This window comes from Kibdelosporangium philippinense, assembly GCF_021390435.2.
GTDB classification, from domain to species: Bacteria; Actinomycetota; Actinomycetes; order Mycobacteriales; family Pseudonocardiaceae; genus Kibdelosporangium; species Kibdelosporangium philippinense.
Window position 1 is genome coordinate 103545 of sequence record NZ_JAJVCN010000002.1, and the last position, 22408, is coordinate 125952.

The following is a 22408-nucleotide window of genomic DNA, read 5'->3' on the forward strand; positions in this document are numbered from 1 at the left end:
CCGCCGTCCAAGTTAGGCTGCCCTAAGTTGGAGGTGACAGTGACCGAGACGCCCACACCGGCCGAGCGTGCGCGCACTATCGCGACGCGCGGCGGCAAAGCCACGTTGATGCCGTCCGCCGAAGGCGCAGGGAAAGTCGTGCCACTGACACACCATGTTCACGCTGATGGCGTGGCCAGTGTGCTCATCGCGCAGAGCAATCCGTTCGTGGCGGCCGCATGGGCGGCGCCGCGTGGTGAGCTCGCGGCGATGCTCGAACTGGCCGACACGGCTCCGGTTCCGTTGCGTGAGCCGGTGCGTGGGCTGCTGTGGTTCACCGGGTGGGTGCGGGCTCTGTCGGATGACGAGGCCAGGCGCGCGGCGATGCTGGTCGCCGAGGAACGCCCGGATCCGCGTCTGCTCGATGTCGGGCATGGCGCCACGATGCTTCAGCTCATCCCCGCATCGCTCGTCCTTGCCGACGCCGAGGGCACGCATTCGTTGCGGCTGGACGATTTCACGTCCGCGACGCCGGATCCGTTCTGCGCGTATGAGGCCGATTGGTTGCGGCACTTGGAAGTCGCGCACACTGACGTGGTCGCCCTGCTCGGCCGTCATCTGCCGGACAACTTGCGCGGTGGGCACATCCGGCCGCTTGGGCTTGACCGGTTCGGGCTGCGGCTGCGGGTCGAGGCCATCGACGCTGACCACGATGTGCGACTTGCTTTCGAGCAGCCGGTCACCAACACGACCGAACTGGCGAACGAACTACGCCGCCTGGTCGGCTGCCCGTTCCTCGCAGAGACGAGAAAGTCCTATTAGCTGAACCGAGTCTCCCTCCCGGGGCGTAGCTACCGACTGGCGTGGCCCTTTCAACGGTGAGGAGGCATCGACCAATGCGTCTGTTGGCAGTCGCCGCCGCAGTGGGAGCCGTTGTCGCGTTGTCAGCGACGGCAAGTGCAGCGGCGCCACAAGACGCCGAAGGATTCGGCGGACGACATTCCGTACGGGAACACCTATCCAGCCATAACGAGCATCCGCTCGCGTTGTCCACCACCGGAAGCGGGCACTTCCGGGCGACGCTGAACGAGCGGACGCAGGAAATCTCCTGGCAGCTCAGCTACGCCGACCTGTCAGGCACCATCACCCAAGCTCATATCCACTTCGGCCACGCGTTCCAGGCAGGCGGGATCAGGCCTTCCTCTGCACGAACGCGGGCAACGGCCCGCCCGGCACGCAGCTGTGCCCGGCCGCGCCAGCGACCGTCAGCGGCACACTGCGGGCCGCCGACGTGATCGGACCGACGGCTCAGGGAATCGCGGCAGGTGAGTTCGCCGAGTTCGCGACGGCTTTCCGCACTGGCGTGACGTACGCCAACGTGCACACTTCAGCGTTCCCAGCCGGGGAGATCCGGGCCCAGCTGGACCGATGACCGCAGGGGAAATGCGCGGCGGGTGAGACCGCGCTGGCGAAGGCGGCGAGTTTCGGCCTCGCCGCCTTCAGCTAAGTCAGTCGGCCAGTTCTGGCGGGAAGCCGCCGGTCGAGATCGGGCCCCAGCGCTCGATCGTCACCCGGATCAGGCTCTTGTCCTGCTTACGCATGGCGTCGCGGTATTCGTCCCAGTCCGGGTGTTCGCCCGAAATGCACCGGAAGTACTCGACCAACGGTTCCAGCGCGTCGGGCATGTCGAGCACCTCGGCCTGCCCGTCGAGCTGGACGTACGGGCCGTCCCAGTCGTCGGACAACGTGCATAGCGACACCCGCGGGTCCCGGCGCGCGTTGACCGCTTTCGCCCGCCGCGGGTACGTGGAGATCACCACGCGCCCCTCGGAGTCGATCCCGCAGGACACCGGGGACATCTGCGGGCTGCCGTCGGCCCGCCTGGTCACCAGGACCGTGTGATGCCTGGTGCTGAGGAACTCGATGAGTGCCGCACGGTCCACTTTGTCTTTCGTCGCGATCCGTCGAGCCATGGCCTAACGGTAACGTGCGAACGTGGCGAATCGACTCCGTGCCTGGCTGGCGCCCCACCGGGACCAAGCGCTGATGACCGACCCGGCCGAGCGCCGGGCCATCGTGATCGAGCTGATCATCGTTTTCTCGGTCACGCTCGGCATGTCCGGTCTGCGCTCGCTGGTGAGTTTGATCGACTCGCTGCTGCGCCCGGAACCGCTGGCGAACCAGAGCGTGGCGTTGAACGTCCCGCAGGCCACCTTGGATCTGCTGGACCTGCTCAAGCAGTTGCTCAGCGCCGGCCAATTGTTCGCGTGGGGCGTGCTGGGGCTGTTTCTGTTGTGGCGCACGGGAAGCAGGCTCGCCGACGTCGGCCTTGACCGCCGCTTCATCGGTGGTGACACGCTGCGCGGCATCGGTCTTGCCGCGCTGATCGGCATCCCTGGCCTCGGGCTTTACCTGGTGGCGTACGCGATCGGCGCCAGCCTTGAGGTCGTGCCGACCACACTGACCGACACATGGTGGCGGCCGATCTCGTTGACGATCTCCGCGGCAGGCAACGCATGGGCCGAGGAGGTCCTGGTGATCGGCTATCTGATCACCCGGCTGCGCCAGCTCGGGTTCGGTGAGAACAAGTCATTGATTGTGTCGTCGGTTCTTCGCGGTTCGTACCACCTGTATCAGGGCTTCGGCGGGTTCGTCGGAAATGTCGTGATGGGCCTGGTGTTCGGCCGGATCTGGCAGAAGACGAACCGGCTGTGGCCGATGGTCATCGCGCACACGCTTTTGGACGTGGTCGCGTTCGTCGGCTATTCGCTGCTACGCGGCGTTTCCTGGCTGCCGTAGGGGAACAAGTGCCGGAAAACGTGTCTTTTTTCGCACTGGGCATGCCGTTTCGACCATGCATCGCCAACGTGCCGTGAATGCGGAAAGAATCGTGGCCGAACGGACCGCGCGGCAGGCGCCCACGGTCGGGCGCATGCTGGCCTACGCCCCGCCCGCCACGATGGAGATCTCGAACGCTCCGGTGTGCGCACAATGGCCGCTCAAGCCGAACGACCGGTTCACCAGCCCGTTCACGGCACGGACCGCCACGCCGATCGTGGTTGTCGGCACGACCGGCGACACGGCGACGCCCTATCAGCAGGCGGTGTCCCTATCCAGGACTTTGGGCAATGCGCGGCTGGTGACCACGCGGGGCGAGGGGCATGCGGCGTATTGGTCGGATCCTTGTGTGCGGCAGGCGGTTGACCGGTTCTTCTTGACCGGCGAGGCACCGGCTGACGGGACGGTGTGCGTTCAGCCCAAGGCTTTGTAGCGCATTTTGTCGACGCCGTTCTCCGGGCCCGCCGGAATTCCGGACGCCTCGAACAACTCGCCGACCCGGTCGGTCAACTCGGCCGGGTCCCAGCGACGCCCGCCCGCCTTGATCTCGGCGGCGGAGGTGAACGGCTGGAAGATCTCGATGCTGTCGCCTTGGACGCCGAACACCTTGCCGCTGATGTGCCCGGAGTCCGCCGAACACAGGTAGGTCACCATTGGCGCGACGTTGTCGGCGTCGAGGAACAGGAATTCGCCGTTCTTGGCCTGGTGTTCATCGTCGACGATGTCCGTGGTCATCCGGGTCAGCGCCATGGGTGCGATCGCGTTCGACGTGACACCGTACTGCGCCATTTCACTCGCGACAGTCGCGGTAAGCACGGCGATTCCGGCTTTCGCGGCACTGTAGTTCGCCTGACCGTAGAACCCGAACAGACCGGCGACCGATGTCGTGTGCACGATCCGGCCCGGTCGCCCGCTTGCGCGCCAATAGCGGCACACCGCACGCGTCGGTACGAAATGGCCGCGCAGATGCACCCGGATCACCGAGTCCCACTCTTCGTCGGTCATGTTGGCCAGTTCGTTGGTCCGCAGAATGCCCGCGTTGTTCACCAACGCGTCAAGGCGCCCGAACTCCTCGACAGTGGACGCGACCACCCGGTCGACGAAATCGGTCTCCGCCACATCACCGGACGCCACGATCGCGCGCCCACCAGCGGCGATGATCTCGTCAGCCACGTCGTAGGCGGGAGATGGATCGAATTCCGCCAGCACGACCGCGGCACCTTGGCGGGCGCATTCCAGCGCTTCCGCACGACCGATACCGCGGCCCGCACCCGTGACGATGACCACTCTGCCGTCGAGAATGCCCATACGACCAGGCTACGGACTGTCCACAATCTCCGGCCGGATTGCCGCTTGGTAGCCGCCAAGGTTTTCGCGGACGAACCGGTCCCAGCTGCCGTCAGCCAGCATGGCCCGCAGGGCGTCGGTCACCTTGGCACGGCGACCGTCGCCCTTCCGCAACCCGATTCCGTACCGCTCGGTGGAAAACGGCTTACCCACGACCTTGAGCTTGTCCGGGTACTGCGCGGCATAGCCTGCCAGGATCACGTCGTCGGTGGTGACCGCGTCGATGTCGCCGTTGAGCAACGCGGCGATGCACTCGGGGTAGGAGTCGCGCTGGTCGAGGGTGACGCTTTGCGCGTAGGACGCTTGCACCTGTCGCGCGGGCGTCGAACCTGCCACCGAGCACAGCCGCCAATCGCTGTCGTTCAAGGACTCCGGACCGTCGATGTCCGAGTTGGTCTTACGTACCAACAGACTCTGCCCAGCCACGAAGTACGGCCCGGCGAAGTCGACGCGCTGCTTGCGGTCCGCGGTGATCGAGTACGTCGCCACGACCATATCGGCTTTCTGTTGCTCGAGCATGTTTTCCCGCTCGGTGGGGCGCGCCTCGACGAACGTGACGTTGCGCTTGTCCGCGCCCAGGCGCTCGGCCACGTACTCGGCCACGTCGACGTCGAACCCAGCGTAGCCGCCGTCTGGATCCCGGGTGCCCAGCCCCGGCTGGTCGAACCGGATGCCGACGGTGAGCTTCGGGCCAGCTGGTGGCTCGTCACCGCCGCCGCATCCTGTGACCACCAGCAGCACTGTCACCGCCAGCATGGCACCGCGCATGGACTCAGCTCCCCGACACCCCTGGACTCAGCGACCGACTCCTGGGCTCAGCGACCCGGCTTTGCTGACGGACCGCACCGACGTGGCTGAAGTCCGACGGACCGCACCGGCTCGCTTGCGTGGCTACCGCACCGGCTTGGCTGCTTGGCTGAAGTCCGACCGGCCACATTGGCGTCGCTGAAGTCCAACCCGACCGTACCTGAACTTACAGCGCGACCTGAACTCCAGTGCGGCCGTACTCACCTGCTGTGTCGCCCCCGCACGCCTTCCGATCTCGGCAACGAGCGAGGCGGGCGCACGGTTCCGACTCGGACCAATTATGTCGGACGGGTTGACATCGTTCGCGCGCAACGAATGATGCATGGTTCACTCCACAGACGAAACGATTCGTTGTTGTATGCCTCCTTCACCGCATGTTTCGATCATAAATGCTGCCTGAGCACGACGATTTACATATCCAGCCGCTAAGCTGGGTTCTCGTGACCACAGACGTGCAAGTCCAGGCACAGCCCCGCGTTGACAGCGAGGTAGGCACGCTTCGTTCGGTGCTGCTGCACCGGCCGGGCGCCGAGCTCAAGCGGCTCACCCCACGCAACAACGACAAACTGCTCTTCGACGGTATCCCGTGGGTGGACCGGGCGCAGGAGGAGCACGACGCGTTCGCGGAAGTTCTTGCGGGCCGTGGTGTTGAAGTGATGTTGCTGGCCGATGTCCTTGGCAAGGCGTTGGAGGACAGTCGGGCTCGCACGACCGGCGTGCTGACCGCTGTTGACGAGCGGCGGCTTGGCTATGAGCTTGCGGATTCACTGCGGTCACATCTGTCCAGTGTGGACGCTAAGACTCTCGCGCATGTGCTTACCGCGGGGATGACCTTCGAGGAATTGCCCGTTGCCGAGGGGGCTTCCTTGGTGCGGCGGATGCATTCGCCTTATGACTTCGCCATCGATCCGCTGCCGAACCTGCTGTTCAGCCGCGACTCTTCGGTGTGGATTGGCGACCGGGTCGCCATCGCCTCGCTCGCGATGCCTGCGCGTGTAAGGGAAACCTCTGTACTGGACCTGGTTTACGCGTACCACCCGCGTTTCCGGTTGTCTGGCCGCGCTTATGGCGCGCATTCGGCTCCGGTCGAGGGCGGCGACGTTCTTCTGCTCGCGCCTGGCGTGCTAGCTATTGGCGTTGGCGAGCGTACGACGCCCGCGGGCGCGGAATCCCTTGCACGGTCCGCTTTCAACGACGGTCTCGCGCACACCGTGCTCGCTGTGCCGATTGCACAGGACCGCGCGACCATGCACCTCGACACTGTGTGCACGATGGTCGATCGGGACGCGGTCGTCATGTACCCGGCTGTGCGGGACACGTTGCTCGCGTATCCGATGCAGTCCGACGGGTCTGGCGGAGTTGTTGCATCCGGTCCTGTGCCTTTCTTGTCGGCCGCGGCTGAAGCAATGGGAATCGAGCGTCTTCGGGTCATCGATACTGGCCTTGACTCCGTCACCGCCGAACGTGAGCAATGGGACGACGGCAACAACACCTTGGCGCTTGCTCCGGGTGTTGTTGTGGCTTACGAGCGGAACGTCGAAACCAATGCCAGACTGGCGGAGGCGGGCATCGAGGTGCTTGCCATCAGTGGGTCTGAGCTGGGATCGGGCCGGGGTGGGCCGCGCTGCATGTCGTGCCCGATCAACCGGGACTCGCTGTAGAGAAATTAGGAATGCCTAACCTGAAATAGGGCGTCTTAATTTTAGTTAGGCTTTCCTAAAAAGCGTCACAATCGGTTGGTTTTCGCCACATAATTTGATACCTAATGGGTGACCGAGCTACCGTGGAAATATGACCAGCAAGTTCCACAAGCTGCTGCAGCAGCAGATCCGAAACGAGTTCACGGCTTCCCAGCAGTACATCGCGGTGGCGGTGTGGTTCGACGACCAGGACCTCCCGCAGCTGGCCAAGCACTTCTACCACCAGGCGCTGGAAGAGCGTAACCACGCCATGATGATCGTGCAGTACCTGCTGGACAACGACGTCAAGGTGGCGATCCCCGGTCTCGACGAGGTGCGCAACGACTTCGCCGAGGCGGCCGAGCTGGTCGAGCTGGCCCTCAAGCAGGAGCGCCAGGTCACCGACGAGGTGATCGCACTGGCCAAGGCCGCCCGCGACGAGGACGACTACAAGGGCGAGCAGTTCATGCAGTGGTTCCTCAAGGAGCAGGTTGAGGAGGTCGCCCAGATGTCGACCCTGCTCAACGTGGTCAAGCGGAGCAACGGCAACCTGTTCGACGTCGAGACCTTCATGGCCCGTGAGTCCGTCGGCGACGGCGGCAGCGACTCCGGCGCCCCGCGCGCGGCAGGCGGCGCGCTCTAAGCGGCTTGCGTGACCGGGTCATCCCCGCACGTTGCGGACCACGTCCTCGGCGATGCGGACGGCCCGGTCACAAAAATCCACCTTCTTGTCCTGGAAGTAGATCTTGATACTTTCGGTCGTGGACAGTCCAATGAGGACAGCACAGTGCTCTGCTCCTGGCCGCTTGATCGCGGGCTGTCCCTCCACTGTGATCGAGACCGAGGCGTCGCCGATCCACTCTCCCGTCTCCCTGCGGTGAGCCAGCGCGAACAGGTCCGTGCCGTCGTGGCGGTACCAGATGGAGTAATCCACGGTCACGTCCGCCAATGAGTCGCGCACACAGTAGGACTCCTCAGGCACGACGCCAGGCCGTTTCTCCAACGGATAGCCAAGAGCGGCCGCCTGTTCATCGGTGAACAAGTCACAGGGCCGGTCCCGGAACTTGCTCGCGTCCAGTGGGCGCGGAATCGGCGGCGGGATCGTAGGAATCCCAGGCCTGATTCTCGTCGGCGTGGGAGTCGCAGTTGTGCGATCAGCTTGCGGCGGTTCGGAACACGCAGCGAGCAGGAGCAGTGTCGTGATTCCCATCAGTATCTGCTTCACACTGGTCTCCCGCCGAGTCGTCGGCCGATCTCGCTGTCGCGTTCGGCCCGCTTCTCCTCAAGATATTTCCGGTGTTCATCAGCCACGATTTCCGCTACAGGCCCGCTACGCAGCACGTCGTGCGTGAAGTACTCGTATTTGAACGCATCCCCACGGACATCACAGATCGGTGGGAGCGGTGCGTGCATCGGAGATGGCGCCTCCGCATCAGCTGCCCGATCACCAAGGGTCTTCGTAATCCGGTCGAGCGACATCCCGAACGACTGGAACAGCTCATCCGCCTGGCGCCGATAGGTCTCCATGACCTGGTCGGAATCGTCGCCTTCGATGACCCGCTGGGAGTAGTCCTTCCCGATCTGCACCGCTGTGTCGATCGTCGTTCCCCGCAGGTTGCCAGCGCTTGCGTCAAGCACACCACTGGCAACGTTGAACACGGTCGCCCAAAGGAACTTGGTGTCTTCCTTCTGCTCCTCGGCTTTCGCGTTTCGGGCCGCCGCTTCGGTGGCCATCACAAGGTTGTAGTAGACGTTCCTGGTCTCGATGGCGACCGCATACGCCGCTGCGAGGCACTGCATGCCTTGGAGCACGCTCTGCTGCTGTTCGTGGCAGAACGTCTCCATCATGTCGATCTGTCGCTTGAACGCTTCGGCGGCTTCGCCTTTCCAGTCAGCGAGATGCCGGATGCTCTCCTTCAGATCGGCGTCCGCCGGATAGTTCGCGCCGATGGACAATGCGACTTCGCTCAGTCGGTCGTACTCGTCCGCCAGTTTCTCCGGGTCGAGGCTCAGGACGATCTTTGTGTCGACATCGACCGCGTAGTAGTGCTCACGCGGAAATTCGGCGGTACCGAACCAGCCGTCGTCTTCCTTCAGCCAGACGAATGTTGCTTGCAGGTGATCCGTCACCTGCACAATCGTGTCGTCCGATCTCCAAGCGCCCATGGTCAGAGCCGCCCGTCGGCACGCCGGTAGAGATTGATGATCTCACGCAATGCCGAAGCATTGGCTTCCAGCACATCGCAGGCGACTCGCAACCGTCGTGCCTGTATGTCACCCCAATGGTGATATGCCGGTTCAAGACGGTCGGCGGCGTCGAAACTGCCTGCCCCTTTCAGGCTTTCGTCGGCTGCCAATGTCAGCACCGGTTGGCGCAGATGTCCGACCGCGCTTGGCAATGTCCTGGTAGCGGTTATTTCGGCTTCGTCAAGGTCGATCTTGAAGCCTTCGTTCGACATGAGTTCCCCTCTCCCCTGGGCGAACTACTTCGACGGATGCGCCCGCCGATACGTTCCGCAACCGCGTCAGCACGTTACGAGAAGGGGAGAGTGACTGGATAGCGCCGAACTGGCTAACTGACGCAGGCCTGTTGGTCCGTGAGCAAACTGATGCTGCTCACTTTCCCTGCGGCGAAGCCGAATTTGTATATCGCGGCCGCGTTCGTAGGCACCTTTGCCGATGTGCCGTCGAAGTCGGCGTACGCGGCTTCGACCGATTCCGTCGTTGAGCCGATGCCGACGCGTTCCGGTGTGGCGACGCCACCCCGCATCACAAAGCCGACAACGCCTTTGTCTGCCGACAACCACACGGTTCCCGATGCCGTCTTCAGGCTGTACGAGATGCAGCCGGGGTTTGGTTTCGGGGGCCCTTGCACTTGGCCCGTCGCGAACAGTTCTTCTTCGGTCATACCGAGCGCCATGTTCGCGAAGCCTCGCGGGCCCAGTTGCGCTCCTGGCGCGACGGGCGGCAGTGTCGATGTTGGCGGCATCGTCGTTGGCCTGCTGCTGTTTCCGGATGTTTCCGGCGTGAGGGGCCTTGTCTCGACCGGCGACGACGTGGGCAGGGCCGTCGGCTCGCCAGGCGCGCCGGTTGGCGGGACTCCTGACGACGACGAGGAGTTGTCGACCGGAAGCGGAGGTTGATCAGCGGTCTGTGACGACGTCGGACCTGGCTGTGCCAGCACAAACGCACCGCCTGCGAGCAATGCCGCGCTCAGCACTCCGGCTGCGGACATCGCCGCGACGCGGCGGCGCTTCACTCGCTTGGCGCCTTGGACGACGTGTGTGTCGGCGTCCGGGGCGACACGTATGTCCAGGCGTTCGTCCTTGAACAGGCGGTTCAGCTCGTCGTCCAGATCCATCTCAACACCTCCCTTCCTCGGTCGCCTGCAGGCGGTTTCGCAATGTCGCCATCGCTTTGCTCGCCTGGCTCTTCACCGTCCCCGCGCTCACTCCGAGGGTTGTGGCGATCTCCGCCTCCGAGAGGCCTTCGTAGTAGCGCAGCACTATTACCGCACGTTGCCTCGGTGGCAGTGCACGCAGTGCCTGCCAGAGGGGCTCGTTGTCAAACGGGTCTCGGGCCGCCACCGCCGCGATGTCAGGCAGTTCGGCGACAAGACTTTCCTTCCGGGTGCGGCGCCACCTGCTGATGTGCGTGTTCGCCATGGCGCGGCGGGTATAGGCGAGCGGGTCGCCGGTGTTCTTGACAACGCGCGCCCACCTCGAACCGATCTTCTCTAACACGGTCTGCACCAAGTCAGCCGCGTCGTGCGGATTGCCGGTGAGCGCGTGGCCGTAGCGGAGCAGTCCGGGCAACGCGGCCCGGACGAACTCGCCAAAGTCATCCACGGCGTGGCTCTCCCCCAGATCGGGATTGAGCATTCCCACCGTCACACGCAGAACACGCCCAAGGCCGCGCAGGGGTTGCCTCGAGATCCATCACGAATTCGCCAGCACCTCGGGCAACGCGAAAATCCCGTCTGGACCTGGCGGGAAGTCGATGACGTCGACAACCGCGTCCTGGTTGATCGGCCCGTAGACGTGCGGGAACCATGGGCCGTCGGGCGGCCCGACGGCTGGACGCTCCCACCTCACTGGAGCGTCCAGCCGAGCCGGGTCGATCACCAGCAGCACCAGATCGGTCCGCCCGCTGAACAGCAGGTTCGCCGGCAGGTGCACAGTGCCGAAATCCGAGCAGTGGATGAAGCCTTCGACGTCCAGCGACTCCGCGCGGTACACGTCGTGCGGTGGCCATTCGTCCCGGCCACACATGTGCAGAATCACCGGATAGTGACCTGCCGGCCGATGAGACCGTCCCTGGCGCGCCGCTCGTCGCTGGTCAGCGGCTTGTCCACGAGTGCTTCGGTCAACCGCGCGCCGAGCTCGGCGACCGGCTTCTCCCACTCGCGCGAGTGCATCTCGTTGTCCAGGTCCCACACCGGTACGAGCAGGCCGTGCGCACGGAAGGAGCCCGCGTACTTCGAGCCCTCGCCGAGGGACAGGCCGCCAGCGGCGCTGAGCCTGGCCAGCGCGGCCATCAACGCTTCCTCGGGCTCGGGGCGGACCCAACGCAGGTATGCCTTGTCGCCAGCGAGGGTCCAGTACGCCGCATCGCCCACACGCTGGGTCGGCATGATCGCCTCGTTGGCGCGCTCAAGCGACAGGGCAACGTCGCCGGTCGGCTCGACGTCCTGGGCCAGCCACCAGTTGAAGTTGTCGTGGATTTCCGGCTCGAACGGCGCGTCCACGTCGAGGATGTCCTGCAGCCGCTCGGTGTGCTCGTCGTCCTGGTTGACCACGCTCAGCACGTCGCCCGGCTCCGCGTCCTGCGTCCACTGGATCGCCCTGGCGACGTCCCGGCTGATGTCCAGCGAGCGGGTCTGCACCTGCAGTCCGATGAACGCGGCTTCGCTGTCGTCACCACGAACCAGGCCCGCGGACGCCAGCGGCAGCACAGTGCCCAGCGTGACCGCGCGCTTCGGGTCCTTCGCGAGCTTCAGTTGCACGGTGGCCGACGGCACGAATTCACGCAGCGCGACCAGCTCGCACTCACCGGCAAGACCTTCGAACGGCCGCGCGACGGCGACCTCGGTGACTCCGCCCGGCGCGCCGTGGCACGCCTTGTAACGCTTGCCTGAGCCGCACGGGCACGCCTGGCGCGGGTTGATCCCCTCGTCACCGGCTGCCGAACGCCGTGCTCTCCTGGCCTGCTTCGCCCCGGCGCCCTTGCCCACAACAACTCCCTATCTCGACGGTTCGGACTCCGGGACCGTACCGCGCAGTACTTCCAAGGTCGCGGCGGGCTTGTTGGTCGCGATGAACCGTACGCCGATCTGTTGGCACAGCCGGATGTCCGCTGGCTCGTCCACCGTCCAGCAATACACCGGCCGCCCTGCCCGTTCCACGAATCCGGGGTCCGCGCGCAGGCGTTCGATGGACGGGCCCAGGTAGTCGCCGATCCGCGGGACCATGCGGGTTCCGACGAGCATCACGGTCGGCAGTTGCGGCGCGTGCCGCTGGACCCTGCGAATCGCCTGGGTGGAGAAGGACATCACCACGACCGGTGACTCTTCTTTGCTGGACGGCCTGGCCAGGCCGTGTCTGGCGAGCAGGGCGACGAGTTTTGCCTCGACGAGCCCGCCGTAGCGGACTGGGTGCTTGGTCTCGACGAACAGCCGCACGCCTGGCGGGCGCATTTCCAGCAACGTGTCCAGCCGCAGCACGCCAGGCTGGGCATCGCCCCAGCTCAGCTCGTCGAGCTGGGCGATGGTCATGGTGCTGACCACACCAGTGCCTGACGACGTCCGGTCGACGCGGCGGTCGTGTACGCAGACGAGCTCGCCGTCCTTGGTCAGCCGGACGTCGCATTCCAGGCCCATGGCCCGCTGCTGCAGCGCGAGCTCGTACGCGGCGAGCGTGTGCTCGGCCAGGTCAGCGGAGGCACCTCGGTGTGCGACGACTTCTGGCAACACGCCGTGATCGTCGCACGGGTGACCTAGCAACGGTGTGAACTGCGGACATACGGTTGCTGACATGCCGTTTGACCCTCGGGACCCAGATTTCGTCGCCGATCCGTACCCGACGTTCGCAGCGTTGCGTGACCAAGCCCAGGTCCACGTACATCCTGATCTTGGGATCGCGGTCGCGGTGTCGCATGCCGCGAGCTCCGAGGTGCTGCGCAACCGGGGTCTCGGCCGGATCTGGCGGGACGCCACTCCGGTCGAGCAGTTCACGTCGTTCAACCTGCTGCACCGCAACTCTTTGCTGGAGAACGAGCCGCCGACGCACACCAGACTGCGCAGGCTTGTCTCGGCCGCGTTCGGGCGTGGGCACACCGAACGGCTGCGCCCGTGGGTCAACGAACTGGCCGGACAACTCGTCGACGACCTGAAAGGCGGGGGTGACCTGCTGGAGAAGCTGGCCGCGCCACTACCGGTCGAGGTAATCGCCGAGCTGCTCGGCGTGCCCAAGGCCGACCGGCCGAAGCTCGTGCCGTGGTCGAACGCGATCGTGAAGATGTACGAATACGGCCTGCCCGACCAGGCCCGGCGTGAGGCCGAGGAGGCTGCCAGCGAGTTCGTGGCGTACTTGCGAGAACTCGCCAACGATCCGGCGCCGGACAGCCTGATCAACGACCTGGTCGCGGCGCACGACGGCGAGAAGCTGGATCAGGACGAGCTGGTCGCAACTGCCGTGCTGTTCCTGATGGCCGGTCATGAGGCGACGGTCAACGTGATCGGCAACGGCGTGCTCGCGCTGATGCGCAACCGGGCGCAATGGCAGCGTCTGCTCGACGATCCTTCATTGCTGCCAACGGCTGTGGAAGAGCTGATCCGGTACGACGCACCGCTGCAGATGTTCGAACGCACGGCAACCGAAGAGGTCACGATCGCGGGCCACACCCTCAAGCCGGGCGAGAAGATCGCCGCTTTGCTCGGCGCGGCCGCGCGTGACCCGGAGGTCTTCGAGCAGCCCGATGTGCTCGACGTCGGCCGCAATCCCAACCCGCACCTGGGTTTCGGCGCCGGAATCCACTACTGCGTCGGCGCGCCGCTCGCCCGCGTCGAGATCATGGCCGCGCTGCAGGCGCTGACCACGCGGATGCCGGATCTGGCGCTGGACGGCGAGCCTGAACGGCGCCCAGAGTTCGTGATCAGAGGCCTGCGCACGCTCCCAGTGATCGGTTAACTACCTACCGACGCGTCAGGTCACGGTTCGGCCTGATGCTTGCTCGGCCGAGAGCCACGGAGCTACCTTCCGATATGTCGTGATCTAGATCACTACGCCCGGTTTGCCGCCGTCGCAAAGGAAGGGCGCGGATGCTGTCGGTCAGCAACCTGGAAGTTGTCTACGACGACGTTGTCCTGGTCTTACGCGGCTTGAGCCTGGAAGTGCCAGCCGGGTCGATCGTGGCGGTGCTCGGCGCGAACGGCGCGGGAAAGACAACGTTGCTGCGTGCGGTCACCGGCTTGCTCGTCCCACATCGCGGCAAGATCACCAAGGGCACGGTCCGGCTCGACGGCGACGACATCACCGGCGCCGACCCGGCCAAGATCGTCCGCAAAGGCATCGCGCAGGTGCTCGAAGGCCGCAGGGTGTTCGCCGAGATCACGGTGGACGAGAACCTCAGGGCCGGTGCGTACACGCGACGATCGCGCGCCGAGGTCAAAGAGTCCTACGCCCGCGTGCTCGATCTGTTCCCGGTGCTGGCCAATCGCCGGAAATCCATCGCCGGGTACCTGTCCGGCGGCGAGCAGCAAATGCTCGCGATCGGCCGTGCGCTGATGGCCTCACCTCGGCTGCTCCTGCTGGACGAGCCGTCGCTGGGGTTGGCGCCACGGCTGGTCGAACAGGTCCGCGACATCATCGTGCAGATCAACCAGCAGGGCACGAGCGTGCTGCTGATCGAGCAGAACGCGGTGATGGCGCTGGCGATCGCGAACTCGGGCTACGTGCTGGAGAGCGGCAAGGTCGTCAAGGACGGGCCGGCCGCGGATCTGCTTGCCGACGAGGACATCCGCGAGTTCTACCTGGGTTCCGGCGAGCGGCGGTCGTTCGCTGACATCAAGAGCTACCGCAGGAGGAAGCGTTGGAGCGCCTGACGCCTTTACTTGAGGTGCGGGACCTGGTGTTGCGGTTCGGCGGCGTGACCGCGCTGGACGGGGTGAGCTTCGACGTCGGCGCGGGCGAGCTCTACGCGATCATCGGGCCGAACGGCGCCGGGAAAACGTCGATATTCAACTGTCTCAACGGTGTCTACAAGCCGCAGCAGGGCACGATCACGCTGGACGGGACGGCGCTGACCGGCAGGTCGCCCGCGGCGATCGCGTCTTTGGGCGTGGCGCGGACGTTTCAGAACCTGGGGCTGTTCGAGCACCTGAGTCTGATCGACAACCTGATGCTCGGGCGTCATCACCTGATGCGGACCGGGATGGTGTCCGGGATGCTGTGGTGGGGCAGGGCGAAACGCGAGGAACTGGCGCATCGCGAGGCCGTCGAGTCGATCATCGAACTGCTTGAGCTGGAGTCATATCGCCGGATGCCCGCCGGTTTGTTGCCTTACGGCGTGGCGAAACGCGCCGAACTCGGCCGAGCTTTGGCGATGGAGCCGACGCTGCTGTTGCTGGACGAGCCCGTGGCTGGCATGAACCTCGAAGAGACCGAGGACATGGCGCGGTATCTGACCGAGGTACGCAGGCAGCTGCCGCTGACGATGATCCTGGTCGAGCACGACATGCGGCTGGTGATGGACCTGGCCACGCAAGTGCTCGCGTTGGACTTCGGTGTGGTGATCGCGTCCGGGACACCGGCGCAGGTGCAGGACGATCCGCAGGTCATCGAGGCATATTTGGGCGGTGCGGCATGAGTGCGACACTACAGCAGTCCAATGTCGACATATCAACTCTGCCTGCTCGGTTGCTGGAGCTGGCTTCTACACATCCGCGCGACGTTGCTTTGCGCCACAAGCATTGGGGCCGGTGGCGTGAGACAACGTGGTCGGAGTACGCCGCTCAGGTCGCGCGGGTGGCTGCTGGTTTGCGTTCATTGGGCGTGGAACCTGGTTCCAGGGTCGCGATCCACTCGGAGAACCGTCCTGAGTGGGTGATCGCCGACCTTGCCGCTCAGGGGCTCGGCGCGGTGACCGTGGGGATCTATCCGACGTCCCCTGCCTCTGAGATCTCCTATGTGCTTGCGCACGCGGCCGTATCGGTGCTGATCACCGAGGATGAAGAGCAGCTGGACAAGGTGCTGTCGGTGCACGCGGATCTGCCTGCGTTGCAACACATCGTGGTGATCGATCCGCGTGGGGTGCGGCACGACAAGATCATGACGTTCGCGGACCTGATGGCTTCATCGGATTCTTCGTTCGCGGACTCGGTGTCCGCTTTGGATCCGTCATCGCCCGCGATCCTGGTGTACACATCGGGAACGACCGGTCCGCCCAAGGGCGCTTTGATCTCACACGCCAACTTGGTCGCCTCGGCCAAGACCTTCGTCCCGTCGCTCGGCGCAGGCATGCGCGATGAGGTGCTGAGTTACCTGCCGTTGTGTCACGTCGCCGAGCGACTGATCTCGGTGATCGACGCCGTGTGGGCCGGGTCGACCGTGAACTTCGGTGAGGGCGGCGATGCGTTCCCCCAGGACCTTCGGGACGTGCAGCCCACGGTTTTCCTTGGGGTACCGCGGGTCTGGGAAAAGATGATGGCCGGGGTCGAGATCCGGATGAGCGACGCTTCGTGGCTCAAACGTGCGGTTTACCGGCTTTGCCTTGCCCAGGGTGCCCGGATCGCGCCACGCCGGATGGCCGGGCGGACTTCTCTCGTGGACAAACTAGTGCTTGGTTTGTGCGAGCTGCTGGTGTTCCGGGCATTGCGCCTGAAGCTCGGGATGTCGCGTGTCCGCGTGCCCATCTCCGGCGCCGCCCCGATCGCCCCGCGAGTGCTGGAATTCCTGTGGGCAATCGGAATCCCGGTACTTGAAGGCTACGGACAAACCGAGAACACCGCGATCTGCACCCTGACCACACCTGGCGACGTCCGACTTGGCACGGTCGGACGCGCTTTGCCCGGCGTGGAACTGAAGATCGCCGCCGACGGCGAGATCCTGACGCGGTCTTCCGGGGTCTTCCAGGGCTACCTCAACGATCCCGCCGCTACCGCCGACACCGTGGACGCGGACGGCTGGCTGCACACCGGAGACGTCGGTGAACTGTCCGACGACGGCTTCTTGACCATCACCGACCGCAAGCGAGACATCATCATCACGGCCGGTGGCAAGAACATCTCACCATCGGAAATCGAAAACCTGCTCAAGGTCTCGCCTTTCGTGCGTGAGGCCGTGGTGATCGGCGACCGCCGCAAATACCTGACCGCGCTGATCGGAATCGAACTCGACACCGTCGGCAACTGGGCAACCCGCCGCGACCTTGCTTACACGACTTACGCGGACCTGTCCGACAAGCCAGAGGTGTACGCGCTGATCAGAAATGTGGTCAGTGCGGCCAACAAGGAACTGTCACAGGTCGAACAGGTGAAGCGATTCGTCCTGATCACCAAGGAACTCGACCACGAGGACGGCGAGTTGACCGCAACCCAAAAGGTGAAGCGCACAGCGATCGAACGCGCCTTCCACGCCGAGATCGAGGCGATGTACCAATGAAAGCCCAGGAAAAGCTCGTGAGTGGTTATGCGTGTTCTAACCCTCATAACCACTCACGAGGAGCACGCTGGGAGTTTGCCGTATGACCGCCTTCTTGCAGAACTGCTTCGCTGGGTTGGCCCTGGGCTCAACGTATGCCTTGGTGGCGCTTGGGTTCGTGGTCATCTTCAAGTCGACCGGCGTCATCAACTTCGCGCAGGGCGGGTTGCTCGCGCTCGGCGCGTACCTCGGCTACACCTTCTCCAACAACCTTGTGCTCGCCTTCGGGATCGCGATCCTGCTGGCGTGCCTGGCCGCGGCCCTGGTGGGCGCTGGCTTCGAGCGGATTGTGCTCAGGCGAATGGTGGGGCAACCGCCCTTCGCGGTCATCATGATCACCATCGGGCTGCTGTTCATTCTCGAGCCGGTGATCACCGCGATCTGGGGGTTCGACAACCTGCAGGTCCGCAATCCCTGGAACATCAACACCGTCGAGGTTGGCGGGTTGGTGTTCGGCGTGAAGGACCTGTGGACGATCGGGCTCACCGCGGCCGTTGTCGTCGGGTTCTTCCTGTTCTTCAAATTCTCTCCGCTCGGATTGGCGATGCGGGTGACGGCCTTCGATCCCGAAGCCGCCTTGGCGCAGGGCATCAGTGCCAAGAAGGTCTACGCGGTGTCGTGGGCGATCGCCGCTGCTCTTGCCGCGTTGGCTGGGATTGCGATGGCGGCGGGGCCGGGCGGGTTGAGTCCGTCGATCGGGTTCATCGCTTTGGCCGCTTTTCCGGCGATGATCGTCGGTGGGATGGATTCGCCCGCCGGCGCCGTACTCGGTGGGTTGGTGATTGGGCTTGCTGAGGCGTTGACCCGCGGCTACCAGGACCAGTTGTTCTCGTGGGCCGGGGACAACGTCTCCATCATCGTTCCCTACCTGCTGATGATCGTGATTCTGCTGATTCGACCATACGGTCTACTTGGGACGAAGGACGTGAGGCGAGTCTGATGGCAAAGCCACACCGCAATCTCGTCCGGGACTACCGGCAGGACCTGCGCCTTTTCGGCTCTCCGATGGCAAGGACAGGTCTCGCGGCCATGCTCGTCGGACTCGTTCTGCTGCCCATGGTCGTGCAGGACGATTTCTGGCTCAGTGTCCTGATCTACGTTGGTATCACGGCCGTCGGCGCGATCGGGCTGAACCTGCTGACCGGCTACTGTGGACAGATCTCGCTCGGCCATGCGTTCTTCATCGGCGCCGGGGCTTATGTCACCGGTTGGGCAGGCAGTGAGCTTCCGCTTTTCCTGTGGTTGCCGGTTGCGGCTTTGGCCGGCGGTCTGCTCGGTGCTGTCATCGGGCCGTTCGCGTTGCGGCTCAGGGGCCATTATCTCGCCATTGTCACGCTTGGACTGGTATTCGTCGGCGAGCACCTGTGGCGCAACTGGCGGAGTCTGACCGGCGGAAACTCCGGGACATCCATCAACTCCCAGGTGAGCCTCGGGCCGATCGATTTCAACCGCGTCGAGCTCGCCGGTGAGGTGTATTCACGCAACCAAGGCTATTTCTGGCTTGTCTGGGTGCTGGTCGCGATCATCGCTTTGCTCGTCAAGAATCTGGTCAGGACGCGGCCTGGGCGCGCGCTACAGGCTGTCCGCGATCGGGACCAGGCTGCCGAGGTCATCGGGGTGCAGGCCGGGCGGTACAAGATCGGCGCCTTCGTCATCTCCAGTGCGATCGCTTCGGTTGCCGGGGCGTTGTTTGGGTCGTATCAACAGTTTGTCAGTCCGGACGAGTGGAATCTGCTGATGTCCATTCAGTACATCGCGATTGTCATCGTCGGCGGGCTTGGCACGGTGTTCGGGTCGATTCTCGGCGCTATCTTCGTCGGCGCGCTGCCTGCGTTGATCGACCGGTTCGGTGACGCCATTCCTGGCGTGCAGACGAGTGTCGGCGGCGAGGGGTTCATCAGCGTGTTCGCGTTGAACCAGGCCATTTTCGGCGTTTTGATCGTGCTTTTCCTGGTACTCGAACCACGGGGTCTCGCCGGGATCTGGTTACGGATCAAGGCTTACTTCAAGTCTTGGCCATTCTCTTATTAGGAGGCCGTCACCATGCATCGACGCATCACACTGGCGTTGGCCGCCATGCTGGTCGTAGCCATGTTCGTCGTAACCGCCTGCGGTGGCGCCGGGGACCAAGGCAGCGGTGGCTCCGGCGGTACCGGCGGAGCACCCCCGTCCACCACCGGTTTCGACGGGACCACCATCAAACTCGGTGTGCTTTCCCCGCTTTCCGGCCCGGTCGCGGTGATCGGGCTGCCGCTGACCGCAGGCAACAAGATCTGGTTCGACGCGTTGAACCAGCGCGGCGGCGTGGCCGGTAAGTACAAAGTGGAGCTTGTGCAGGAGGACACCCAGTACCGGCCGGACGTGACCGTCCAGCAGTACAACAAGGTGAAGGGCAACGTCGTCGCGTTCACCCAGATCCTCGGCACCGCACCGACTTTGGCGGTGTTGCCGCAGCTGAAGACGGACAAGATGCTGGCCGCGCCCGCATCGCTCGACGCGCTGTGGGTGCGTGAGCCGAACCTGCTTCCGGTCGGCGGGCCGTACCAGATCCAGGTGATCAACGCCATCGACTACTACATGACCGAGGGCGGCGGCACCAAGGATTCCAAGATCTGCAACATGATCCAGGACGACGTCTACGGCGAAGCCGGACTGCAAGGCCTGCAGTACGCCGCGGGCAAGTACGGCTTCACCATCGCCAACACCCAGCGGTACAAGACCGGCACGGAGAACTTCACCGGCCAGATCCAGGCCTTGGCCGGTGCGGGCTGCCAGATGGTGTTCCTGACCGCGACCCCGAGCGACGCGGGCAAGATCTGGGGCACGGCCGCGCAGGCGCGATTCATGCCGCGCTGGTACGCCCAATCCCCCGCGTACGCGGCGGCGTTGTCCAAGTCGCCGATCACGCCATACCTGCAGCAGACCACGATCATCGTGGCCGAAGGCACGGAGTGGGGCGACGACAAGGTCACGGGCATGAAGGACCTGGTCGCCAGGACCACGCAGTTCGGCCCGAGCCAGCAGCCGGACTACTACCTGGCGTTCGGCTACAACCAGGCCCGCGCGATGACGGCCGTGTTGGAGAAGGCCGTTGAGCTGGGCAATCTGTCGCGTGACGGGATCATGAACGCGATGAACCAGCTCGGCAAGGTGTCGTTCGACGGCCTGACCGACGACTACCAGTACGGCGCCGCCGAAACCCGCAACCCGCCGCGGTCGAGCACGTTGTTCTCGGTCGACCCGACGAAGCCGTTCGGCCTGAAAACCGTGAAGTACAACATTTCCTCAGAGGCCGCCCGGACCTACGAGTTCAAGAAGACCAGCTAGCGAAGCACACGCGTTGGTGACAAGCGCGACGTCGACCTCGGCGTCGCGCAACAACCACTGCTGCAGCAATCCACGCGCGAGCGCGGCGGCCGACATGGCCACACGCTCTGCTTCCCTTGTACCGCCAAGGGCTTCGGCGAGCGCGTCGACGATCGGGTCGGTGTCGAGCCGTTGGGCGAACACCTGGTCGCGCAGCACCAATGGCGCCAGTTCGAGTTCGAACCGGAACAGCCTTCGAGCGTCCGATGTGGACCCGATGGCCGCCATCGCCGCGCCGAAGCTGCGTAGCACTTCAACCGGGGTTCTGCCGCTGAGCGCAAGCGCTTGCTCAGCCCGACAGTGCTGGATGGCCGCGAGGAACAGCTCCCGTTTGCCGCCGAAGGCGGAGTAAACGGCGCCGGTCGTCAGGTCAGCCTTGGCCGCGATGGCCTCGACGGTCGCGGCCCGATACCCCTGCGCGGCGATCAGATCGATCGCCGCAGTGATCAGCGCGCGACGGTTGCGCTCCTGCGTCTCAGCTCTGCTCGGCACGTTGAAATAATAGCACTATCTGGATAATGTCATTATCTGTGAGCGTTGGTTTCCCAGGTCCAGACGATGTGAGCGCCGGTCTGGCGAAGTACAGCGAGCTGCGCGAGGTCGGAACGTCGAGGCTCGGCGAACCGATCACGATGATCAGCATCGGCGACGGTCCACGAAACGCGCTGGTCTTCGCCGGGCCGCATCCGAACGAGCCAATCGGATTCCTGACCGTGCTGGCCCTGGCGGAAACCGTCAGCGAGAACGACCTTGGCCACACGTGGCACATCATCGGCTGCGTGGATCCGGATGGCGCGCGGTTGAACGAAAGCTGGTACGCCGGGCCGCTCGATCGCAGGCGTTACCTGCACGGTTTCTATCGGCCGCCGTTCGATGAACAGGTGGAATGGACGTTCCCTGACGGTCTGCCGGAGACCCGAGCACTGCGGAAGGTGATCGACGAGGTCCGCCCTGACCTGATGTGCTCGCTGCACAATGCCGAGCTCGGCGGCGTTTTCTACTACGTCAGCGAGGACCGGCCTGGGCTGGCCGACGCCCTCGCCACCCTGCCGACTGGCGTTCCACTGCATGTCGGCGAGGCTGAAATGCCTGGGACACAACAGATCCGGCCTGGCGTTTTCCTCTTCCCCAGCCAGGAATCTGTGCCCGGGATGTCCAGCGTGCACTATGCGAGCCAGTACGGAACGTTCAGCCTGGTCATTGAAGTGCCAATGTGGTCGGACGAACGCAGCGCGGACACAGCGAGCTCAGGCGAGCAACGCGTGGACGTGCTTGCGACAGCAGCGGACATGATCGAGGACATCGACCGCATGCCTGACCTGCCAATCGCCGACTTTGTCGTACAGGACTCGCCTTTCCTGAGGTCCTACGCGGCCCTTCGACCGAGAGCGGTGCATATCGCGAGCGCTATGCGAACGCACGCAACGGAAGGAGAAGCGACCACAGCGGAACGGTTCGGATTCCACGAGACCGCACACATGCTGCGGCTTCGCGCGTGCACGACCGCACTGCGGATCCTCGATGGTGAGCTCGGGGTTGGCAACCACCGAGCCACCATCCGACGTGCGCGCCAGGCATATGCCGAGCTGTTCGAGACTTGGCTGGCCGAGGAAAGCGCTGTGGCACAACCGATCCCGCTTGACCGCCTGGTAGGGACTCAGCTCGGCGCGATCCTCACGGCTGCGAGGTCGTAAC

The 22408-nt window shown here is 64.5% G+C and carries 27 protein-coding genes; 15 read left to right on the forward strand and 12 right to left on the reverse strand.

The genetic code is table 11. The features are described 5' to 3' along the window. The first annotated feature begins 39 nt into the window (after positions 1-39). The 3 genes from LWC34_RS19260 to LWC34_RS57015 all read left to right on the forward strand — a co-directional run bounded on the left by LWC34_RS19260 (position 40) and on the right by LWC34_RS57015 (position 1411). A complete protein-coding gene (locus LWC34_RS19260; RefSeq protein ID WP_233726567.1) occupies positions 40-801 on the forward strand; it encodes a DUF2470 domain-containing protein in 762 nt (253 codons plus the stop codon). A gap of 74 nt (positions 802-875) precedes the next feature. Beyond that, the gene (locus LWC34_RS19265; RefSeq protein WP_284051629.1) at positions 876-1274 is read left to right on the forward strand and encodes a CHRD domain-containing protein; all 399 of its coding nucleotides are present in this window, start codon (positions 876-878) and stop codon (positions 1272-1274) included. Then, positions 1256-1411, forward strand: coding sequence for a CHRD domain-containing protein (locus LWC34_RS57015; RefSeq protein WP_284051684.1), 156 nt, complete (start codon positions 1256-1258; stop codon positions 1409-1411). The genes LWC34_RS19265 and LWC34_RS57015 overlap by 19 nt, the downstream gene beginning before the upstream one ends. 76 nt (positions 1412-1487) lie before the next feature. Here the strand turns inward: LWC34_RS57015 and LWC34_RS19270 are convergent, their stop codons facing one another. After that, positions 1488-1952, reverse strand: a complete 465-nt coding sequence (locus tag LWC34_RS19270; protein ID WP_233726568.1) for a PPOX class F420-dependent oxidoreductase — start codon at positions 1950-1952, stop codon at positions 1488-1490. 73 nt (positions 1953-2025) lie between these two features. Between LWC34_RS19270 and LWC34_RS19275 the strand changes: the two genes are divergently transcribed. Together LWC34_RS19275 and LWC34_RS19280 are read left to right on the forward strand one after the other, a co-directional pair. Then, positions 2026-2778 (forward strand): CPBP family intramembrane glutamic endopeptidase, encoded by a 753-nt coding sequence (locus LWC34_RS19275; RefSeq protein ID WP_233728754.1) that lies wholly within the window; start codon positions 2026-2028, stop codon positions 2776-2778. Positions 2779-2833: 55 nt separating this feature from the next. Then, entirely contained in the window at positions 2834-3250 is a 417-nt protein-coding gene (locus LWC34_RS19280; RefSeq protein WP_233726569.1) for an alpha/beta hydrolase, read from the forward strand. On the opposite strand, the gene LWC34_RS19285 is transcribed toward LWC34_RS19280, so the two are convergent. Both LWC34_RS19285 and LWC34_RS19290 read right to left on the reverse strand, forming a co-directional pair. Beyond that, positions 3232-4125 carry an SDR family NAD(P)-dependent oxidoreductase gene (locus tag LWC34_RS19285; RefSeq protein ID WP_233726570.1) on the reverse strand — a complete coding sequence of 298 codons (894 nt, stop codon included), beginning with the start codon at positions 4123-4125 and terminating at the stop codon, positions 3232-3234. The two genes, LWC34_RS19280 and LWC34_RS19285, sit on opposite strands and share 19 nt — an antisense overlap. A 9-nt stretch (positions 4126-4134) precedes the next feature. Beyond that, positions 4135-4932, reverse strand: coding sequence for a glutamate ABC transporter substrate-binding protein (locus tag LWC34_RS19290; RefSeq protein WP_233726571.1), 798 nt, complete (start codon positions 4930-4932; stop codon positions 4135-4137). Positions 4933-5411: 479 nt separating this feature from the next. Between LWC34_RS19290 and LWC34_RS19295 the strand changes: the two genes are divergently transcribed. Together LWC34_RS19295 and LWC34_RS19300 are read left to right on the forward strand one after the other, a co-directional pair. Continuing rightward, positions 5412-6632, forward strand: a complete 1221-nt coding sequence (locus LWC34_RS19295; RefSeq protein WP_233726572.1) for an arginine deiminase — start codon at positions 5412-5414, stop codon at positions 6630-6632. Positions 6633-6762: 130 nt separating this feature from the next. After that, complete coding sequence (locus LWC34_RS19300) at positions 6763-7293, forward strand: ferritin (protein ID WP_233726573.1); 531 nt, start codon at positions 6763-6765, stop codon at positions 7291-7293. Positions 7294-7311: 18 nt separating this feature from the next. On the opposite strand, the gene LWC34_RS19305 is transcribed toward LWC34_RS19300, so the two are convergent. The 8 genes from LWC34_RS19305 to LWC34_RS19340 all read right to left on the reverse strand — a co-directional run bounded on the left by LWC34_RS19305 (position 7312) and on the right by LWC34_RS19340 (position 12621). After that, positions 7312-7875, reverse strand: a complete 564-nt coding sequence (locus tag LWC34_RS19305) for a DUF3558 family protein (protein WP_233726574.1) — start codon at positions 7873-7875, stop codon at positions 7312-7314. Continuing rightward, a complete protein-coding gene (locus LWC34_RS19310; RefSeq protein ID WP_233726575.1) occupies positions 7872-8780 on the reverse strand; it encodes a hypothetical protein in 909 nt (302 codons plus the stop codon). The genes LWC34_RS19305 and LWC34_RS19310 overlap by 4 nt, the downstream gene beginning before the upstream one ends. Before the next feature lie 38 nt (positions 8781-8818). Continuing rightward, positions 8819-9109 (reverse strand): hypothetical protein, encoded by a 291-nt coding sequence (locus LWC34_RS19315; protein ID WP_233726576.1) that lies wholly within the window; start codon positions 9107-9109, stop codon positions 8819-8821. A gap of 113 nt (positions 9110-9222) precedes the next feature. After that, positions 9223-10011 (reverse strand): hypothetical protein, encoded by a 789-nt coding sequence (locus LWC34_RS19320; RefSeq protein ID WP_233726577.1) that lies wholly within the window; start codon positions 10009-10011, stop codon positions 9223-9225. A 1-nt stretch (position 10012) separates the two neighbouring features. Further along, positions 10013-10531, reverse strand: a complete 519-nt coding sequence (locus LWC34_RS19325; RefSeq protein WP_233728756.1) for a SigE family RNA polymerase sigma factor — start codon at positions 10529-10531, stop codon at positions 10013-10015. A 57-nt stretch (positions 10532-10588) separates the two neighbouring features. Further along, positions 10589-10933 carry a DUF952 domain-containing protein gene (locus LWC34_RS19330; RefSeq protein ID WP_233726578.1) on the reverse strand — a complete coding sequence of 115 codons (345 nt, stop codon included), beginning with the start codon at positions 10931-10933 and terminating at the stop codon, positions 10589-10591. Further along, on the reverse strand, positions 10930-11883 hold the full coding sequence (locus tag LWC34_RS19335; protein ID WP_233726579.1) for a DUF5926 family protein: 954 nt from the start codon (positions 11881-11883) through the stop codon (positions 10930-10932). The genes LWC34_RS19330 and LWC34_RS19335 overlap by 4 nt, the downstream gene beginning before the upstream one ends. Positions 11884-11892: 9 nt before the next feature. Beyond that, on the reverse strand, positions 11893-12621 hold the full coding sequence (locus tag LWC34_RS19340; RefSeq protein ID WP_233726580.1) for a glycerophosphodiester phosphodiesterase: 729 nt from the start codon (positions 12619-12621) through the stop codon (positions 11893-11895). A gap of 61 nt (positions 12622-12682) precedes the next feature. Between LWC34_RS19340 and LWC34_RS19345 the strand changes: the two genes are divergently transcribed. The 7 genes from LWC34_RS19345 (at position 12683) to LWC34_RS19375 (ending at position 20674) form a co-directional block, all read left to right on the forward strand. Beyond that, positions 12683-13837, forward strand: a complete 1155-nt coding sequence (locus LWC34_RS19345; RefSeq protein WP_233726581.1) for a cytochrome P450 — start codon at positions 12683-12685, stop codon at positions 13835-13837. Positions 13838-13968: 131 nt separating this feature from the next. Then, positions 13969-14751 (forward strand): ABC transporter ATP-binding protein, encoded by a 783-nt coding sequence (locus tag LWC34_RS19350; RefSeq protein ID WP_233726582.1) that lies wholly within the window; start codon positions 13969-13971, stop codon positions 14749-14751. After that, positions 14739-15515 carry an ABC transporter ATP-binding protein gene (locus LWC34_RS19355; RefSeq protein ID WP_233726583.1) on the forward strand — a complete coding sequence of 259 codons (777 nt, stop codon included), beginning with the start codon at positions 14739-14741 and terminating at the stop codon, positions 15513-15515. Before LWC34_RS19350 ends, LWC34_RS19355 begins: the two co-directional genes overlap by 13 nt. Then, on the forward strand, positions 15512-17308 hold the full coding sequence (locus LWC34_RS19360) for an AMP-dependent synthetase/ligase (protein WP_233726584.1): 1797 nt from the start codon (positions 15512-15514) through the stop codon (positions 17306-17308). The genes LWC34_RS19355 and LWC34_RS19360 overlap by 4 nt, the downstream gene beginning before the upstream one ends. An 82-nt stretch (positions 17309-17390) precedes the next feature. Further along, positions 17391-18287, forward strand: a complete 897-nt coding sequence (locus tag LWC34_RS19365) for a branched-chain amino acid ABC transporter permease (protein WP_233726585.1) — start codon at positions 17391-17393, stop codon at positions 18285-18287. Beyond that, complete coding sequence (locus LWC34_RS19370) at positions 18287-19378, forward strand: branched-chain amino acid ABC transporter permease (protein ID WP_233726586.1); 1092 nt, start codon at positions 18287-18289, stop codon at positions 19376-19378. Before LWC34_RS19365 ends, LWC34_RS19370 begins: the two co-directional genes overlap by 1 nt. Positions 19379-19390: 12 nt before the next feature. Next, positions 19391-20674, forward strand: a complete 1284-nt coding sequence (locus tag LWC34_RS19375) for an ABC transporter substrate-binding protein (protein WP_233726587.1) — start codon at positions 19391-19393, stop codon at positions 20672-20674. Here LWC34_RS19375 and LWC34_RS19380 read toward each other — a convergent pair. After that, complete coding sequence (locus LWC34_RS19380; RefSeq protein ID WP_233726588.1) at positions 20633-21205, reverse strand: TetR/AcrR family transcriptional regulator; 573 nt, start codon at positions 21203-21205, stop codon at positions 20633-20635. The two genes, LWC34_RS19375 and LWC34_RS19380, sit on opposite strands and share 42 nt — an antisense overlap. A 38-nt stretch (positions 21206-21243) precedes the next feature. On the opposite strand from LWC34_RS19380, the gene LWC34_RS19385 reads away from it, so the two are divergent. Beyond that, complete coding sequence (locus LWC34_RS19385; RefSeq protein WP_233726589.1) at positions 21244-22407, forward strand: M14 family metallopeptidase; 1164 nt, start codon at positions 21244-21246, stop codon at positions 22405-22407. Position 22408: the final 1 nt, after the last annotated feature.